Raw genomic sequence first — 16,304 nt, 5'->3', positions numbered from 1 at the left:
GACTACTCCTTGTTGGCCGCCAGATTCACCACCCGGTTGGAGCGATCCACCGGGCGTACTTGCTGGCCCTCATGGAGCACATGGACACCGGCGGCAATCACCCAGTCGGAAGGGTTCAGGCCTTCGAGCACCGGGACGCTTTTTTCGCCAAAGGCACCAATCCGCACCGCTGTGCGCTTGAGGGTGTTATCCGGCTTGACCAACCAGACGTAGGACGCGCCGTTCTCTGCGCTGAGGGCAGATAGCGGGACCGACAGCGGGATCACGCCATCAGCCTGAATAAATACCCGTGCACTCTGCCCCAGCTCGGCTGGCACCTTGCCGGCGTTGAAGGCCACGCGGGCGGCGAAGGTGCGCGACTTGGGGTCCGCCGCCGGTGACAGCTCGCGAATGCGCCCGTCAAAACGCTGGTCGGGCTGGCTCCACAATTCCACGGAGACCGGCTGGCCAACCTTGAAGCGGCCGAAGCTTTGCTCCGGGAAGCTGATCAACACTTCACGCTCGCCATCGGTGGCCAAGGTGAACACGGTCTGCCCGGCAGCTACCACTTGCCCGACTTCCACCGCACGCTTGGCCACCACGCCGTCCTGGGGCGCGCGCAGCACGGCATAGCCGGCCTGGTTGTTGGCCACGTCGAATTCGGCCTTGATCTGTTGCAGGCGTGCGAGACCTGAGCGGTAGAGGTTTTCGGAATTGTCGTACTGGGAGCGGCTGACCATCTGACGGTCCATCAGGGTCTTGTAGCGATCCCGCTCGGCCCGCACCAGGCTCAGATTGGCTTCAGCCGCCGTAACCTGGGCGCGGGTGGCCTGCAGTTGCAGGCGCACATCCTGGGGGTCGAGCTCTGCCAGCGGCTGGTTAGCCTTGACGCGCTCGCCCTCCTCCACCAGCCGTCGGCTGACTTTGCCCCCAATGCGAAAGGCCAGGTCAGGCTCATAACGGGCGCGAACCTCGCCAGGATAGCTGTCCATCGCCAGCGCCGAAGGCTGCGGCTGCACCACCATGGCCGGGCGGACGGTGGTTTGGGCCGCTTCTTCATGGCCACAGCCAGCCAACAAGAAAGCCAGGCTGACAGGCAACGCGAGGGGCAGGAAAATGCTGCGCATGCTGAAGGACCTTTCGCAAATGGTGCTTGGAATAATTATACTGGCCGGTATGTTATTAATACCAAACTCACCAGTCCAGTATTAAAGTGAAAATGTCCGACAATCCTGTAAACACCAATAGCCCCGGGCGTCCCAAGGACATGGCAAAACGCCAGGCAATCCTCGACGCGGCAAAAGTCCTGTTTTTGAGCAACGGTTACGCAAGTACCAGCATGGATGCAGTAGCCCTAGAGGCTGGCGTGTCGAAACTGACGGTCTACAGCCACTTCACCGACAAAGAAACGCTGTTCACCGCCGCCGTCGAAGCCAAGTGCGAAGCCCAGTTGCCGGTGATGTATTTCGAATTGCCCGACGGCGTGCCGGTGGAGAAGGTGTTGCTGAACATCGCCCGAGGCTTTCACCTGCTGATCAACAGCGAGGAGTCGGTGAACCTGCACCGGTTGATGATGACGTCGGGCAATCAGGATCCGAAGCTGTCACAGATCTTCTTCGAAGCCGGCCCCATGCGGATGCTGCAGGGGATGGAGCGCTTGCTGGGCAAGATCAACCAGAGCGGTGCATTGAGCATCGACAAGCCGTTTACCGCCGCCGAGCACTTCTTTTGCCTGCTCAAGGGCACGGCGAATTTCTGCTTGCTGTATGGCTGCGGTGAACGCTTGAGCGAAGCGGCCGCCGAGGAGCATGTGCAGGAAGTGGTGGGGTTGTTTATGCGGGCGTATCGACCTTGAACAGTCGTTGATCGATCTGACGCCATCGCCGGCAAGCCGGCTCCTACAAGGTGATTGCGTTTATTGTAGGAGCCGGCTTGCCGGCGACGGGGCCCTCAGGCCTTGAGCGCTTTTTTAGGGTAAATATCGTACCGGCTGGATTTGCCGTCCAGCGCGTGGCTCGGCTTGGGCCCGTCAATGCACGGCGCCTTGCGCGGGCGCTTGACCACCACCCGGTGGCTGGCCAGGGCCAAGGCCGCCGCCAGCAACGCCGGGGCATCCGGATCGTCGCCCACCAGCGGGCGAAACAAGCGCATTTCTTTCTTCACCAGGGCGGTTTTCTCACGATGGGGAAACATCGGGTCCAGGTAGATGACCTGCGGCGGCTCACCTTCCCAATTGCGCATCACCTCAATGGAGTTGCCCTTGAGCAAGGTCATTCGCGCGACAATCGGCGCTACTTCAAAATCATCAGCACCGCGCGCCAGGCCATCTTCGAGCAAGGCACCAATCAACGGTTGCCGCTCGATCAGGCTCATCTCACAGCCCAGGCTGGCCAATACGAACGCGTCCTTGCCCAGGCCGGCCGTGGCATCCAGCACCCGGGGCCGTACACCCTGGGACACGCCAACCGCCTTGGCAATCATCTGCCCGCTGCCACCGCCGTAGAGCCGGCGATGGGCCGCGCCGCCCTCGACAAAATCCACCCGCACCGGGCCAGGCGCATCAGGCCCCAACTGTTGCAGTTGCAGGCCATGCTCACCCACTTGCAGGGCAAAATCGGCGTCTGCCAACTGCAAAGGCAGGCCAAGCTGCTCGGCCCACTGCTGGGCGCGGGCCTGGAAACCGTCGGCCAAGGCCTCGACCCGAATGCGGCTGGCCGCGGGTTGTTCGCTCATCGTTTACTACGCTCAAAAATATTAAGGATCGGCAGAAAGCGGCCGATAAAAAAGGATCAGGCATTTTGCCAGACCCTGAGCGTCGACCGAGAGAAATGTCAGACATTCATTCCCTATTCACCGGTGTACTGCCGACCCACAACCACTTCGGCCTGCGCAATACCCAAGCGCTGGCCGGCGTCAGTCATGTGTGGCAGGACTTCTTCGCCCGGGCGTTGGCCGAGCAACTTGGTCAGGAGCCAGGTGCGCAGGTGGCCGCAGATCCGGTGCCGGTGGATGCCTCAGTCGAACCCAGCGCCGGCAGCGACCTGCTGACGCAAATCGTTACCCAGCGTCATTGCGATGTACAGGACACCGAGATCGCCCCGCCTGAGCCGCTGTTCCTGCCGATTGCCGAGTTCGAACTGCAGCTGCTGCCACCGGCGGCCGTGCCGTTCCCGGAGGATGAAATCGTCGCCCAGCAGCGCCAGCAGAATTTCGAAAGTGGCTGGGTACGGCCGATCGTCCTGACCGCCGGCCAGCCACTGCCCGAGCCAGGCCCGGCGCCGCAACCCAAGCCGTTGTTCCTGCCGATCGCCGAATTCGAACTGGACCTGCTGCCACCGGCAGCCGAACCTTACCCCGAAGAAGAACGGGTGCAGCAGCAAAAGGCCCTGGACTTCGATTGCGGCTGGGCGCGCCCACTGATCCTCAACAACCTGCGCCTGGCGGCCTGACCTTTAGCGGCACACCCACCAACGGCCCATATCCAGATGGAAATGGTTGCGATGGGCGGCGTTGTAGTCCGGGCTCAAGACCACGTTGAAATCGTTGCATGCACTGTCGCGCACCTGGCGCAGAAAGCGCGCGCTGGCCCCCTCCCCTGGCCAATCCTTCAATACATTGATACTGCGCCCGTCCGCCAGACGGAACCCGGCGATGTCCAGGGCATTGGCCGAGGCATGCTGGCTGAGTTGCCCTTGCTCACGCCCATACATATTGCGACAGGCAAAACTGCCCAAGTGATCGACCCGCGTCACCGCCTGGCCAAACACTGCCTGGGCGGCCGGCTGCAAGCTGTGGCGCTCGAACAGGGCAAACGCCACCGCCAACGGGCAACTGGCGAGGAAACTGCTGCTCAACCCCACCTCCGCACCCTGTACCCGCAGGACGTTGCGCAATGGGCACGCAGCATCCACCGGGCTGTCCGCTTGATGGCTGACCCGCAGCCCGGAGGTTTTCAGCACCAGGTCGCACAGCGCGGGATCATCCTGCAAACGCCCGAGCTTGAACCGCGTCAGCACGTTGGGAGCCGCCTGCACGTCCAGCGGCGCCCAGGGGTTCCACTCGGCCGGCACCGGCACCCAGCCGCGCCAGATGCCCACGAGTAGGCCGCCGGCGAGTAGCAGCAACACACCCAACACTTTGAAAAAAGCCACGACTCAACCCTTGAACAACTGATTGGCCTGGCTGAACGGCATCGAGCGCTCGGTAAAAGTGAAGGTTCCCAGTTCCTGAACCTCCCGCGCGGCCCTGAAGAACTCCCCATAGGCCGCCAGGGCCATGGCCGAGCCGACGCTAATGCGCCTGACGCCCATCTCGCTCAGTTGCGCCACCGAGAGCTTGAGGCCACCTGACATCAACACATTCACCGGCTTTGGCGCCACCGCCTGCACCACCGCCAGTACTTCCTCAGCACTGCGCAGGCCCGGCGCATACAACACGTCAGCGCCCGCTTCGGCGTAGGCCTGCAAACGGCGAATAGTGTCGGGCAGATCCAGGCGACCATGTAGGAGGTTTTCCGCACGGGCCGTCAGCATGAAGGGGAATGGCAAGCTGCGTGCCGCAGCGACGGCAGCCTCGATGCGTTCAACAGACAGATCAAAGGGATAGATCGGGTCGACCGCAATCCCGGTAGCGTCTTCGATAGAACCGCCGACGATGCCGGTAGCGGCAGCGCGCAGTAGGCTCTGGGCACAACCTTGAGGCGTATCGCTGAAGCCGTTTTCCAGGTCCGCCGCCACCGGCAGCGCGGTGGCCTGGACGATCATCCCAGCGTTGCCCAAGGTATCTTCCAGCGACAGCGCACCTTCGGCATCAGGGCGCCCAAGACTGAAGGCAAACCCCGCGCTGGTGGTGGCCAAGGCTTCAAAGCCAAGACTGGCGAGCATCTTGGCGGAGCCGGCGTCCCACGGATTGGGCATGACGAACGCACGATCACGCTCGTGCAGGGCTTTAAAGGATTCGGCGCGAAGGGTTTGGGCATCCATGACTGACTCCAGGCACAAAAGAACCCTAGAGTAACCCCAGTTGCTCCACCGCGGGTTCCCGATGCAACTGCGCCAATGCAGGCAACCCCGGCAAACGCGCCATCAATTGCTGATGAAAGCGCATGGCCAGTTGGGCCGCCAGGCGGTTGTCCGACGTGTGCAAGAACACGTAGGGCGTGCGCCCTTCTTCGATCCAGCCAGCGACTTTTTCCACCCACGGCACCAGGAATGGGTCGTTGGCTTCCAGCTCCGGGTGGCCGATAAAACGCACCTGGGGAAACTGGGTCAAGGCCGCGGGCCGGGGTGGGACCTTGGGCTTTTTCGATTGGGCGTGGAGCACCGCCGCCGAGGTTGACGTGCAACTGAACAGAGCCCGCGGGTCGAGGCAGATGCGCTCGACACCACGGTCACGCAGCAGGCGGTTGAGGCTGCGCTCGGCGTCGCCCTTGGCGAAGAACTCACGGTGCCGCACTTCGACCGCCAACGGGCGCTCCAGGCCGTCGATAAAGCCTGCCAGTTCACCCAGGCGCTGCGGGGTGAAGCTGGCGGGCAGTTGCAACCACAGTGGCGAAACCCGCTCACCCAGCGGGCTCATCAAGCCGAGGAAGCTTTCGGCGGCGGGCAACTGTTCGCGCAGGTCAGCGCTGTGGCTGATATCCCCGGGGAATTTGGCGGTAAAGCGAAAGTGCGCGGGCATGATCTCGGCCCAGCGTTGCACTGTAGCGACTGAGGGCCGCGCGTAGAACGTGGTGTTGCCCTCGCAGGCGTTGAACACCTGGCAATACAGCCCAAGAAAATCCGTGGCGCGGGCGTCTTGCGGATACAGGTACTCGCGCCAGGCGTTTTCGCTCCAGGACGGGCAACCGAGAAAATAAGGCAACAGCATCAGATGTGGATATCGAGACCCAGCACTTCCATATCCCATTCGACAAAGCCGGCAGTGGTCAGGTAGCTGGCCAGGGCCGTGGCGACGTTCTTGCTCATGGATCGCGGGAAGATCATGTCTTGCTGGCGGGCCGGAACGCCGCCGATCCGCGCGCCACTGGCACCTTGGGAGCGGGCCGAAACCGCCGCACCCTGGGATGTTTCGGGCTGGACTTCAATAAAATCGGGGGATTCTTCGACGGACTCGTCTACCTTCACGTTCGCCTTGCGAGGCTTGCGCTTGAGGGGGTAGGACTGTGAGGAGAAACCGTCTATACGCATGCATGCAGATCCGTGATCAATGATGGCAATTTAGCGGCACTTTCCTTGGCGCGCAAATGCTCTGGTGATAACTAGAACACATAAACGGGTAAAGGTTTAAACCCCGGGGCAAATTCTGACGATTGGCGATGCACTCCCCTGTAGGAGCGAGCTTGTTCGCGGAAAACCTGAGGGCAACGCGGGGAGTCAGGTTCCCCGGGTTATCGTTAACGACCTTCGCGAGCAAGCTCGCTCCTACAAAATACCGGCAGGCGTCCAACCCCGCCCACTGTAGGAGCGAGCTTGCTCGCGAAAAACCTCAGGGCAATGCGGGGAGTCAGGTTCACAGCGTTATCGTTAGCGACCTTCGCGAGCAAGCTCGCTCCTACAAAATACCGGCAGGCGTCCAACCCCGCCCACTGTAGGAGCGAGCTTGCTCGCGAAAAACCTCAGGGCAACGCGGGGAGTCAGGTCCCCCGGGTTATCGTTAACGACCTTCGCGAGCAAGCTCGCTCCTACATGGGGTCAGGATTGTTGGCGTTCGGCCTTGGTCTGCGCCACTTTATCGCGCAGGTAAACCGGCGCGGCTTGATCGGCGGGGACTGCCTCGCCGCGCTCCCAGGCAAAACGCGCGAGGGTCAGCAGGTCTTCGGCATGGGGCAGCATTGCGGCATCCTGGCCGACCGTGGGCACGGCGATACGCTCGCCATACCCCCACCCCGTACCGGCGCCAAACCAGTCACCGCTGGCATCCGCCGGCAAGGCAGCTGCCTCGGGCGGCTGCACGGCTTCGACACCGACCAGGCGCATCTCACCACCGGTTTCGCGGTAGCAGCCCCAATAGACTTCATCCATCCGCGCATCAATGGCTGCCGCGACCTGCGACGCGCCATGCTCACGCAGGGCACGCTGTGCCAGCACTGCCAGGTTGGACACCGGCAACACCGGTCGCTCCAGGGCGAACGCCAGGCCCTGCACCACACCAATGGCGATACGCACACCGGTGAACGCACCCGGGCCACGGCCAAAAGCGATGGCGTCCACCGCCGACAAGGTGGTGCCGGCATCCAGCAATAACTGCTTGATCATCGGCAGCAGCTTTTGCGCGTGCAAGCGGGGGATCACCTCATAGTGGCTCGTGACCTTGCCGTCATGCAGCAGGGCAACGGAGCAAGCTTCAGTCGCGGTGTCCAGGGCCAGCAGGGTGCTCATCGGTGTGGGTGTCCAAATCGAAAAAAAGTGCGCCAGTATAAACAACAACGGCCCGCAAGCGGGCCGTTGAACATCAAGCCGATCGTCAGATCAGTTCAGCGCTTGCAGCACCTTGGCGGTGATGGCTTCAACCGAACCAACGCCTGGGATGTGGCTGTATTTCGGCTTGCCCTGGGCAGCCGACAGCTTCTGGTAGAACTCCACCAGCGGCTTGGTCTGGGAGTGGTAGACCGACAGGCGATGACGCACGGTTTCTTCGGTATCGTCTTTGCGCTGTACCAGGTCGTCACCGGTTACATCATCCTTGCCAGCCACTTTTGGCGGGTTGTAGACGATGTGGTAGACGCGGCCCGACGCTTCGTGAACGCGGCGACCGGCAATACGCTGGACGATCTCTTCATCTTCAACGGCGATTTCGACCACGGCGTCCAGTTCAACGCCCGCCTTCACCAGGGCTTCGGCCTGGGGAATGGTGCGTGGGAAACCGTCGAACAGGAAACCGTTCTTGCAGTCGTCCTGGCTGATGCGTTCCTTGACCAAGTTGATGATCAGGTCATCGGAGACCAGGCCACCGCTGTCCATCACGCTCTTGGCGATCAGGCCCAGCTCGGTGCCGGCCTTGACGGCAGCGCGCAGCATGTCGCCAGTGGAGATTTGTGGAATGCCGAACTTTTCAGTGATGAACTTTGCCTGAGTACCTTTACCGGCCCCGGGAGCTCCCAGCAGAATGACGCGCATCGATGTGCTCCTCAATTTTTTATAGAGATGACGCTCGGATTCGCCGCGTGGGGCCAATCTCGTAGAATATGCTCGTAAAAATACGAATCCAGGCCGCCCAAACGGCCAAAGGCTGATCAAGATACACAGCGAGCCCTAACCACACAAGCCGCCAAAAGTCGGAAGAACCCGCACCACACAAGCCTTTTGGTCGCGGTATCCCTTGGTGCAACCCCGACACAAAACCGCCGGCAGAGCCCTTTCGGGTCAACCGGCGGTTTTGTGTGCAAGCCCTTGAGAACACGTCAGAAATGTCAGCCGGTATTACGCAGCCCGGCGGCAATACCGGCCACGGACACCAGCAGCGCCTGTTCCAGAGGGCTGTCCTGTGTCGCTTCCTGCTGGCGGGACCGGGCCAGCAGTTCGGCCTGCAACAGGTGCAATGGGTCGAGGTAGGTGTTGCGCAGGCGGATGAACTCCAGGGTGTCGGGACTGTGCGCCAGCAACTGCGATTGCCCGGTCAGGCCAAGCACCACCGCGCACGCCTGCGACAATAGGTCGCGTAAATGCGCCCCCAGTGGCAGCAGGTCAGGCTGCACCAGACGCTCGTCATACAGGCGGGCGATATCGGCGTCGGCCTTGGCCAGGACCATTTCCAGCATGTCGATACGGGTGCGGAAGAACGGCCACTGTTCGCGCATCTGCCCCAGCAACTCGCCTTCGCCACGCTCCAGGGCCTTGCTCAAGGCCGCTTCCCAACCCAGCCAGGCCGGCAGCATCAGGCGGGTCTGGGTCCAGCCGAAAATCCACGGGATCGCCCGCAGGCTTTCGATGCCTCCCGCACGGCGCTTGGCCGGGCGACTGCCCAGGGGCAAGCGGCCCAGCTCCTGTTCGGGCGTGGACTGGCGGAAGTACTCGACGAACTGCGGATTTTCCCGCACCACGGCGCGATAGGCGCTGACGCCATCGGCCGCCAACTCATCCATCAAATGCCGCCAGGCCGGCTCCGGTGGCGGCGGTGGCAACAAGGTCGCCTCCAGCACCGCGGCCAGGTACAGATTGAGGTTCTGCTCGGCGATATCCGGCAAGCCGAACTTGAAGCGAATCATCTCGCCTTGCTCGGTGGTGCGAAAACGCCCGGCGACCGAACCCGGCGGCTGCGACAGAATCGCCGCGTGGGCCGGGCCGCCGCCACGGCCAACGGTGCCACCGCGCCCATGGAACAACAACAGTTCCACCTGCTGCTCGCGGCAGATATCCACCAGGCGCTCCTGGGCCCGGTACTGGGCCCAGGCGGCAGCGGTGGTGCCAGCGTCCTTGGCCGAGTCCGAATAGCCGATCATCACTTCCTGCGGGCCTTGCAACCGCGCGCGGTAGCCGGGCAACAGCAACAGGCGTTCGATCACCGGGCCGGCGTTGTCCAGGTCGGCCAGGGTCTCGAACAACGGCACCACGCGCATCGGCCGCTGCACCCCGGACTCCTTGAGCAGCAACTGCACCGCCAACACATCGGATGCCGCGCCCGCCATGGAGATGACGTAGGAACCGAGGGACGCCGCCGGCGCAGCGGCAATTTCCTTACAGGTATTGAGCACTTCGGCGGTGTCGGCCGAAGGCTTGAAGTAGCCTGGCAACAAGGGGCGACGGTTGGCCAGCTCCTTCATCAGGAAGGTGATGCGCGCATCTTCGTCCCAGTCTTCATAGCGGCCCAGGCCCAGGTAGTCGGTGATCTCGGTCATCGCCGCCGAATGCCGGCTGGAGTCCTGGCGCACGTCCAGGCGTACCAGGAACAGGCCAAACGTTACCGCACGGCGCAGGCAATCAAGCAGCGGGCCGTCGGCAATCACCCCCATGCCGCAGGCGTGCAGGGACTGATAGCACAACTCCAGCGGCTCCAGCAGGTCGCGGTTGTTTTGCAGTACATCGGCCGGCGCCGGGGTGCTGCTGGTCAACGCCGCATGCGCCCAATTGCGTGTGGCGCGCAGACGTTCGCGCAGTTGCTTGAGCAAGGCCCGGTAAGGCTCGACGCTGTCACCGACCTTGGCCTGCAACTCAGGGCTGGCCTGCTGCATCGACAGTTCGGATGCCAGGTGATCGATATCGCGCAAGTACAGGTCCGCAGCCATCCAGCGCGCCAGCAGTAGCACTTCGCGGGTCACGGGTGCCGTCACGTTGGGGTTGCCGTCGCGGTCACCGCCCATCCACGAGGCAAAGCGGATCGGTGCCGCCTCCAAGGGCAGACGCAGGCCGGTGGCGGCGTGCAAGGCTTGATCGGCTTTGCGCAGGTAGTTGGGGATGGCATGCCACAGCGAATGCTCGATCACCGCGAATCCCCACTTGGCCTCGTCCACCGGAGTGGGCCGGGTGCGGCGAATTTCTTCGGTGTGCCAGGCTTCGGCGATCAGCCGTTGCAAACGTTGGCGAATCTGCTCGCGCTCAGCGCTGGTCAGGTCACGGTGATCCTGCAAGGCCAATTGTGCGGCGATAGCGTCGTATTTCTGGATCAGCGTGCGGCGCGCAACCTCGGTCGGGTGGGCGGTGAGCACCAGCTCGATTTCCAGGCGCGCCAACTGCCGGGCCAGGGATTCGCTGCTATGGCCTTCACGCTGCAAGCGCGCCAGCAACTCGGGCAGTACCCGCGATTCGAACGGGGCCGGCTGTGATTCATCGCGCCGGTGAATCAGTTGATACTGCTCGGCGATATTGGCCAGGTTGAGGAACTGGTTGAACGCACGCGCCACCGGCAGCAACTCGTCTTCTTGCAACTGGTTGAGGCTGGCACTCAGCTCTTCGCCGGCCGCCGCCTCCGTGGCGCCACCCCGGCGATCGGCCTTGGCGCCTTTGCGAATCTGCTCGATCTTGTCGAGGAACTCATCACCGTACTGCTCTCGAATCGTGTTGCCCAGCAGCTCACCCAGCAGGTGAACATCTTCACGCAAACGTGCATCGATATCGCTCATCAGCCAATCTCCAGCCAGGAATCCGGGACGCTTTGATCTGCAAGAGTGCCGATCAAGGCGCGGTCTTACAAGCGATGTTCGGCAGCGACGCGCTTACAACTTTGTGGGTTGCAGCTAGTCTCAAGGGTACGTCGTGGCGTTATCCACGCCGCGACCGGTCACTCATCACCGCCCGCTACCCTGGGCATAACTGAGGTTGCCATGAAAATCCGAGAACTGGCCCAGCAATGGGAAGAAACCGCCAAGGGTCGCCTGACCAAGACCGAATATGCCATCCACCTGGATGTAGAGGCCGCCGCACGGCTGGCGGCCATCCGCGAGATGTACCCCAAGCGCAGCACCGAGGAATTGCTCGGTGAGCTGATCGGCGCCGCCCTCGAAGAGCTGGAAGCCAGCTTTCCCTATATCCGGGGCCAGCATGTGATTGCCACCGATGAAGAGGGCGATCCTTTGTATGAGGACGTGGGCCCAACCCCGCGCTTCCTGTCGCTTTCACGACGCTACCTGCAGGATATGTCGGGCATGCCTGACGATCAGAAACACTGATAAACATCCGCTGAAAAACACCATCCCCCCGGCTACCGGGCCTTTTATAGGCCCGGCATACCTCTGCGCATGGCAAAAGTTCCGATTTTTAAACGCTGACCCTTCAGTCAGATTTGTTCAGATGTTTTTTCGGGCAAATCGCCATCTTTGGCTGAACTATTCAAAAAAGCCTCGGGTCACAGCCAGTAAGCCATCACTTGGAACAGGCGTTTGAAAAGGCAAACTGAGCTTCACCGCCAAAACGCAGACGCTGAACACCTTAGATGGATTTGATGTTTTTCAGGAGTTATCCAATGGAGTTGAAGACGATGAAGACCAGCACTGCCAAATCCTCGTTTAACCACCTGCGCGGGCTTAAATTGGCCGCGTTGGCAATCGGCACCAGCTTCGTCCTCGCGGGCTGCGCCGGCAACCCGCCGACCGAGCAGTACGCGGTGACCCAATCGGCCGTGAACAGCGCCGTCAGCGCTGGCGGTACCGAATACGCTGCCGTGGAAATGAAAGCTGCCCAGGACAAGCTCAAGCAAGCCGAGCTGGCCATGCATGACAAGAAGTACGACGAAGCCCGTCGTCTGGCCGAACAGGCTGAGTGGGACGCTCGCGTTGCAGAGCGCAAGGCCCAGGCTGCCAAGGCTGATCTGGCGCTCAAGGATTCCCAGAAGGCTGTTCAGGAGCTGCGTAACGAAGGCATGCGTCCTGCTGTGATCCAGCAGAAGTAAGCAGCGCCCTTGTTTGCATCGCACCCGAAATCGAATTGAAAGGACGACACCATTATGCGTAAACAATTGATGATCCCTGCCCTGCTGGCGATGAGCGTTGCACTGGCGGCCTGCTCCACACCGCCTAACGCCAACCTGGAAAACGCACGGACCAATTTCTCGGCCCTGCAAGCCAACCCGCAAGCGACCAAAATCGCCGCCCTGGAAACCAAGGACGCCAGCGAATGGCTGGACAAGGCCGACAAGGCCTACCGCGACAAGGAAGACGAGAAGAAGGTCGACCAACTGGCCTACCTGACCAACCAGCGCGTTGAAGTCGCCAAGGACACCATCGCCCTGCGCGAGTCCGAAGCCAAGCTGAAAAATGCCGGTGACGAACGTGCCCGCGCCTTGCTCGAGGCCCGTGACGCGCAGATCAAGCAACTGCAAAACAGCTTGAATGCCAAGCAGACCGAACGCGGTACCCTGGTGACTTTCGGTGACGTGCTGTTCGCTACCAACAAGGCCGACCTGAAATCCAGCGGTCTGATGAACATCAACAAACTGGCGCAATTCCTCCAGGAAAACCCGGATCGCAAAGTAATCGTCGAAGGCTACACCGATAGCACCGGCAGCGCGGCCTACAACCAGACCCTGTCTGAGCGCCGTGCCACTTCGGTACAGGTTGCGCTGATCAAGATGGGCGTTAACCCAAGCCGCATCGTGACCGCAGGCTATGGCAAGGAATACCCGATTGCCGATAACGGCAGCGTTTCGGGCCGTGCCATGAACCGTCGCGTTGAAGTGACCATCTCCAACGACAACCAGCCGGTCAAGCCACGTTCTTCGGTGCAATAACCGCCTGACGTCTACCGGTCTGAAAGCCCTGCCTGAGTTCCAGGCAGGGCTTTTTTTTTGCAAAAGAAACACCTGCCGACCGGTTGCTTGCGGTTAGCCGAAGTTGACCGGATTGTTGTTCTCCTGCGGCATCATGTTCTGCATACCCTGCTGTTTTTCGCCATTCATCTGATTGCGTGGCGAGTCTTGCTCATCCCCTCCGCCGGCGCCACTGCCGCCAGCACCCTGAGAGCCGCCTGCACCACCGGCACTGGCCAACAGCATCTCCAGGAGCGTTTTCAAGGCTTCAGGATCCGTTTTGCCCTGCTGCTGAGCGCCGCCCACGTCCTTGCCGACCATGTTGCCGGAATCACCAAGACCGCCGCCGCCAAAGTTACCAAAGCCGCTTGAACCGCCTATTCCACCAATACTCATCGCGATACTCCACATAATTTAAGGGTTGCTTGTCAGCAGTGCTGACCCCCCAATCAGTGGCTTCATACAGGATGTGGTTCCAAAAATTACCGGTTTGCTTACTGCTCCAGCTGTGGGGTTTCCTGGCCCATGCAGCGCACTGCCTGCTTCTTGCTGTTTACCAGCACACCCGTCAGCCCCTTTTGCTCGGTGTCGAACAACACCAGCACGCCATCAACGCATTGCGCCACCTGGGGTGCCGGGGTCAGGGAGACTTTATAGTCTTCGCCGGGCACGGTCTTGAGCATGGTGTAGTCGCTGAGCAGCAGCGCATCCTCGGGCTTGGCGAAGTGCAGGTAACCGTAGTACCACAGGCAACCCACGGTGCCGATGATGGTGCCGATGCCGGTGAGGATCAGGGGGATCATGTTGCGTTCTTCGCTCATTGCGGGCTCTCTGATGGTTCAACTTGAGGATTGGCGGCCGCCGGGTAATTGGGGATCTCCCCCAGGCGGCGCAGGCCATTGAAATGCTGCGGGTCGTCAAGGTAGCGCAGCATCACGGTTTGCCAGGTCTTGTCGGCAAAGGTCTGCACATGCCCACCCCGGGTCAGTTGCAGCACCCTGGGCGGCGGCGCAGCTTGATACAGACGGATGCCGTTGGAAAGCGGCACGATCGGATCATCCAGACTGTGGAACAGCAGTTTCGGCACGCCGGTCAGCTGTGGCATGCCGTGGATTGCGCTGTCGGCGTCCGGCACCAGCCATGACAACGGCACCTGAAACGGCCATGTTAGCCAGGAAGTACTCAGGGCGAATTGCCCTACATCACGATAACTGGCAGGCACCCCGTCCAGCACCAGCGCCTTGAGCCGGGGTTGGCGCGCAGGGTGAGCCGCCAGGTAATGCACCGCCAACGCCCCGCCCAGGCTCTGGCCCAGGACGACCAGCGGCAGGCCCTGGGCTTCGGGCGCCTGGTCGAGCCACTGGAAAGCGGCATCCAGGTCCTGGTAGATGGCCGGCAATGAAGGTTTGCCTTGCGATACGCCATAGCCGCGGTAGTCCAGCATCAGCACTTGATAGCCCTGGGCCGGCAACCACCAACTGCCCCCCAGGTGCCCGGACAGGTTGCCACCGTTGCCGTGCAGGTGCAGCACCGTGCCCTTGAGCGGCACGCCGGGCTTGGCCGGTAGCCACCAGGCCCGCAGCTGCACGCCGTCGGCGGTGGTCAGGGTGACGTCACGGTATTCCAGGCGCGCCTGTTGCGGGGTAAAGGGCAGGCCGCGCTCGGGGTAGAACAACAGCGAGCTGCAGCCATTGAGGGTCAGAAGCAGGCATAGAATGGCGAGCAGTCTCATCCGTTGAAACCTCGTAAGTGGGTGAGGACACTGTAGGAGCCGGCTTGCCGGCGATCGCAGTCTACCCGTGATACAGCCTTGTCTGGCGGATCGCTATCGCCGGCAAGCCGGCGCCTACAGTTGATGGGGTGGGTCAGAGGATGTTGGAGTAATCCGCCTCGATCCGATCCAGGCTCAGGTGGTTGAGGAAGTTTGAGAAGCACATCCACGCCGACAAGGCGTTCATGTCGCGGAACTGGTCCGGCAGGTATTTAGGCGGCACCACCAGGCCTTCGTCCACCAACTGGCGCAAGGTGCGCATGTCTTCCAGGGTGGTCTTGCCGCAGAACAACAGCGGCACCTGCTCCAACTTGCCTTTGCGCACGGCCAGCTGGATGTAGTTGTAGACCATGATAAAGCCCTTGAGATAGGACAAATCCTTGGTAAACGGCAGGCCCGTCGGGGTCGAGCCGCGGAATACCCGGCTGGCATTACCGTAGCTCTCGGCCATTTCAAAGCCCTGCTCGCGGAAGAACTCGAACACCTGCAGGAAATCAGCGCCCTCTTCCACCATATGGATCGCACGGGTGCGGTTGGTCAGCTTGCGCAGGCGGCTAGGGTAGGAGGCGAAAGTGATGATCTCCATCAGGATCGCCAGGCCTTCCTGGGTCACGGTCGACGACGGTGGCCCCTTGGACAGGAAGGTGCAGATCGGCTGGTTCTGGCCATTGAGGGTGGTGCCCACGTGAACCAGCCCCTCGTGGACTTCCAGGGCCCGCACATCGCGCTCGTTGAACATCGCATCGGCGCGGATCTTGATGTAGTCGGCCCCAGCCGCTGCGTCGGCCACGATGCCGTCTGACTCAAATACGCGGATGGTTTCCTCGGCCTCGCCAAACACCTTGTTCAGGCGGCTTTGCAGCAGGCTCACGGCGTCCTTGGCGGTCAAGGTCTTGGCTTCGTCCTTGAGGTCGCCACGCCCGTCGATGTTGTTCAGGTAGTCGGAAAGCATCAGGCCCAGGTCGGCCAGGGTCGGGTCGCCAGCATGGAATGCATCGGACGCGGCGCCGTACAGCTCCTGGGAAATCAGGCCGAAGTCCTCGGTACCACGGGCTTCGAGCATGCGCACCACCATGCGGTATTCCTTGCACATGCGCCGCATGATCTGCCCGACCGGATTGAACTGGCCCAACTGGCGGGTGATATCGCGCTCGATGTTCTGGAACTCCAGCTTCACCTTGCTCGAATCGAACGACAGTGGCCGGTTCAAGTAATAATCGCGGTCCACCGCCGGCATGTGCTTGCCCTTGCCCTGGAGGAAGCCCTTGCGAATGTTGTCGTCCCACTTCACAGCGTCGAGGACGCGAATCGGTGTTTGCGCCAGCACAATGCGATCGGACAAGGTGCGTATCGTCTGCTGGTAATCGTCCACCCGGTG

At 61.7% G+C, this 16,304-nt stretch carries 18 protein-coding genes and 1 pseudogene; 5 read left to right on the top strand and 14 right to left on the bottom strand.

All coding sequences use genetic code 11. The features are described from left to right. Positions 1–2 precede the first annotated feature (2 nt). Positions 3–1,106: an efflux RND transporter periplasmic adaptor subunit gene (locus C5F71_RS18795; protein WP_092233966.1), complete on the bottom strand. Its 1,104-nt coding sequence runs from the start codon at positions 1,104–1,106 to the stop codon at positions 3–5. A gap of 92 nt (positions 1,107–1,198) precedes the next feature. Here C5F71_RS18795 and C5F71_RS18790 point away from each other — a divergent pair, with 92 nt between their 5' ends. Continuing rightward, positions 1,199–1,834, top strand: a complete 636-nt coding sequence (locus tag C5F71_RS18790; protein WP_029300141.1) for a TetR/AcrR family transcriptional regulator — start codon at positions 1,199–1,201, stop codon at positions 1,832–1,834. A gap of 95 nt (positions 1,835–1,929) precedes the next feature. Here C5F71_RS18790 and C5F71_RS18785 read toward each other — a convergent pair whose 3' ends face one another. Continuing rightward, positions 1,930–2,712 (bottom strand): class I SAM-dependent methyltransferase, encoded by a 783-nt coding sequence (locus tag C5F71_RS18785; RefSeq protein ID WP_029300143.1) that lies wholly within the window; start codon positions 2,710–2,712, stop codon positions 1,930–1,932. A 95-nt stretch (positions 2,713–2,807) separates the two neighbouring features. Here C5F71_RS18785 and C5F71_RS18780 point away from each other — a divergent pair, with 95 nt between their 5' ends. Beyond that, positions 2,808–3,428, top strand: coding sequence for an energy transducer TonB (locus C5F71_RS18780; protein WP_104911712.1), 621 nt, complete (start codon positions 2,808–2,810; stop codon positions 3,426–3,428). 3 nt (positions 3,429–3,431) lie between these two features. Here the strand turns inward: C5F71_RS18780 and C5F71_RS18775 are convergent, their stop codons facing one another. From C5F71_RS18775 to ppc, 8 genes and pseudogenes are all read right to left on the bottom strand, one after another. Further along, positions 3,432–4,130 (bottom strand): extensin family protein, encoded by a 699-nt coding sequence (locus tag C5F71_RS18775; protein ID WP_104911711.1) that lies wholly within the window; start codon positions 4,128–4,130, stop codon positions 3,432–3,434. Positions 4,131–4,133: 3 nt separating this feature from the next. Further along, complete coding sequence (locus tag C5F71_RS18770) at positions 4,134–4,961, bottom strand: oxaloacetate decarboxylase (RefSeq protein WP_092233957.1); 828 nt, start codon at positions 4,959–4,961, stop codon at positions 4,134–4,136. Positions 4,962–4,986: 25 nt separating this feature from the next. Next, positions 4,987–5,847 carry a DUF72 domain-containing protein gene (locus C5F71_RS18765; protein WP_029300151.1) on the bottom strand — a complete coding sequence of 287 codons (861 nt, stop codon included), beginning with the start codon at positions 5,845–5,847 and terminating at the stop codon, positions 4,987–4,989. Beyond that, positions 5,847–6,167, bottom strand: a complete 321-nt coding sequence (locus C5F71_RS18760) for a hypothetical protein (RefSeq protein ID WP_029300152.1) — start codon at positions 6,165–6,167, stop codon at positions 5,847–5,849. Before C5F71_RS18760 ends, C5F71_RS18765 begins: the two co-directional genes overlap by 1 nt. Before the next feature lie 396 nt (positions 6,168–6,563). After that, positions 6,564–6,653: pseudogene (locus C5F71_RS29365) on the bottom strand (outer membrane lipoprotein carrier protein LolA); the annotation flags it as partial. An 18-nt stretch (positions 6,654–6,671) separates the two neighbouring features. Continuing rightward, complete coding sequence (tsaB, locus tag C5F71_RS18750) at positions 6,672–7,358, bottom strand: tRNA (adenosine(37)-N6)-threonylcarbamoyltransferase complex dimerization subunit type 1 TsaB (protein WP_029300153.1); 687 nt, start codon at positions 7,356–7,358, stop codon at positions 6,672–6,674. 90 nt (positions 7,359–7,448) lie between these two features. Then, positions 7,449–8,096 (bottom strand): adenylate kinase, encoded by a 648-nt coding sequence (gene adk / locus C5F71_RS18745; protein WP_104911709.1) that lies wholly within the window; start codon positions 8,094–8,096, stop codon positions 7,449–7,451. 293 nt (positions 8,097–8,389) lie between these two features. Beyond that, positions 8,390–11,035 carry a phosphoenolpyruvate carboxylase gene (gene ppc / locus C5F71_RS18740; protein WP_029300157.1) on the bottom strand — a complete coding sequence of 882 codons (2,646 nt, stop codon included), beginning with the start codon at positions 11,033–11,035 and terminating at the stop codon, positions 8,390–8,392. A gap of 201 nt (positions 11,036–11,236) precedes the next feature. Between ppc and C5F71_RS18735 the strand changes: the two genes are divergently transcribed. The 3 genes from C5F71_RS18735 (at position 11,237) to C5F71_RS18725 (ending at position 13,137) form a co-directional block, all read left to right on the top strand. Further along, positions 11,237–11,581, top strand: a complete 345-nt coding sequence (locus tag C5F71_RS18735) for a pilin assembly protein (RefSeq protein ID WP_070996167.1) — start codon at positions 11,237–11,239, stop codon at positions 11,579–11,581. Positions 11,582–11,874: 293 nt separating this feature from the next. Further along, a complete protein-coding gene (locus C5F71_RS18730; RefSeq protein WP_029300159.1) occupies positions 11,875–12,300 on the top strand; it encodes a DUF4398 domain-containing protein in 426 nt (141 codons plus the stop codon). A gap of 54 nt (positions 12,301–12,354) precedes the next feature. Then, on the top strand, positions 12,355–13,137 hold the full coding sequence (locus C5F71_RS18725) for an OmpA family protein (protein ID WP_029300161.1): 783 nt from the start codon (positions 12,355–12,357) through the stop codon (positions 13,135–13,137). 93 nt (positions 13,138–13,230) lie between these two features. Here the strand turns inward: C5F71_RS18725 and C5F71_RS18720 are convergent, their stop codons facing one another. The 4 genes from C5F71_RS18720 to C5F71_RS18705 form a co-directional block, all read right to left on the bottom strand. After that, positions 13,231–13,551: a hypothetical protein gene (locus C5F71_RS18720; RefSeq protein ID WP_104911708.1), complete on the bottom strand. Its 321-nt coding sequence runs from the start codon at positions 13,549–13,551 to the stop codon at positions 13,231–13,233. Between the two features lie 98 nt (positions 13,552–13,649). Beyond that, the gene (locus C5F71_RS18715; protein ID WP_029300165.1) at positions 13,650–13,976 is read right to left on the bottom strand and encodes a hypothetical protein; all 327 of its coding nucleotides are present in this window, start codon (positions 13,974–13,976) and stop codon (positions 13,650–13,652) included. Next, positions 13,973–14,887, bottom strand: coding sequence for an alpha/beta hydrolase (locus C5F71_RS18710; protein WP_104911707.1), 915 nt, complete (start codon positions 14,885–14,887; stop codon positions 13,973–13,975). The genes C5F71_RS18715 and C5F71_RS18710 overlap by 4 nt, the downstream gene beginning before the upstream one ends. Before the next feature lie 133 nt (positions 14,888–15,020). After that, positions 15,021–16,298 (bottom strand): flavohemoglobin expression-modulating QEGLA motif protein, encoded by a 1,278-nt coding sequence (locus C5F71_RS18705; RefSeq protein WP_029300170.1) that lies wholly within the window; start codon positions 16,296–16,298, stop codon positions 15,021–15,023. Positions 16,299–16,304: the final 6 nt, after the last annotated feature.

The sequence above is a fragment of the Pseudomonas sp. LG1D9 genome (assembly GCF_002949995.1).
Classification (GTDB): Bacteria; Pseudomonadota; Gammaproteobacteria; order Pseudomonadales; family Pseudomonadaceae; genus Aquipseudomonas; species Aquipseudomonas proteolytica.
This window is presented reverse-complemented; position numbering and strand designations above follow the sequence as displayed.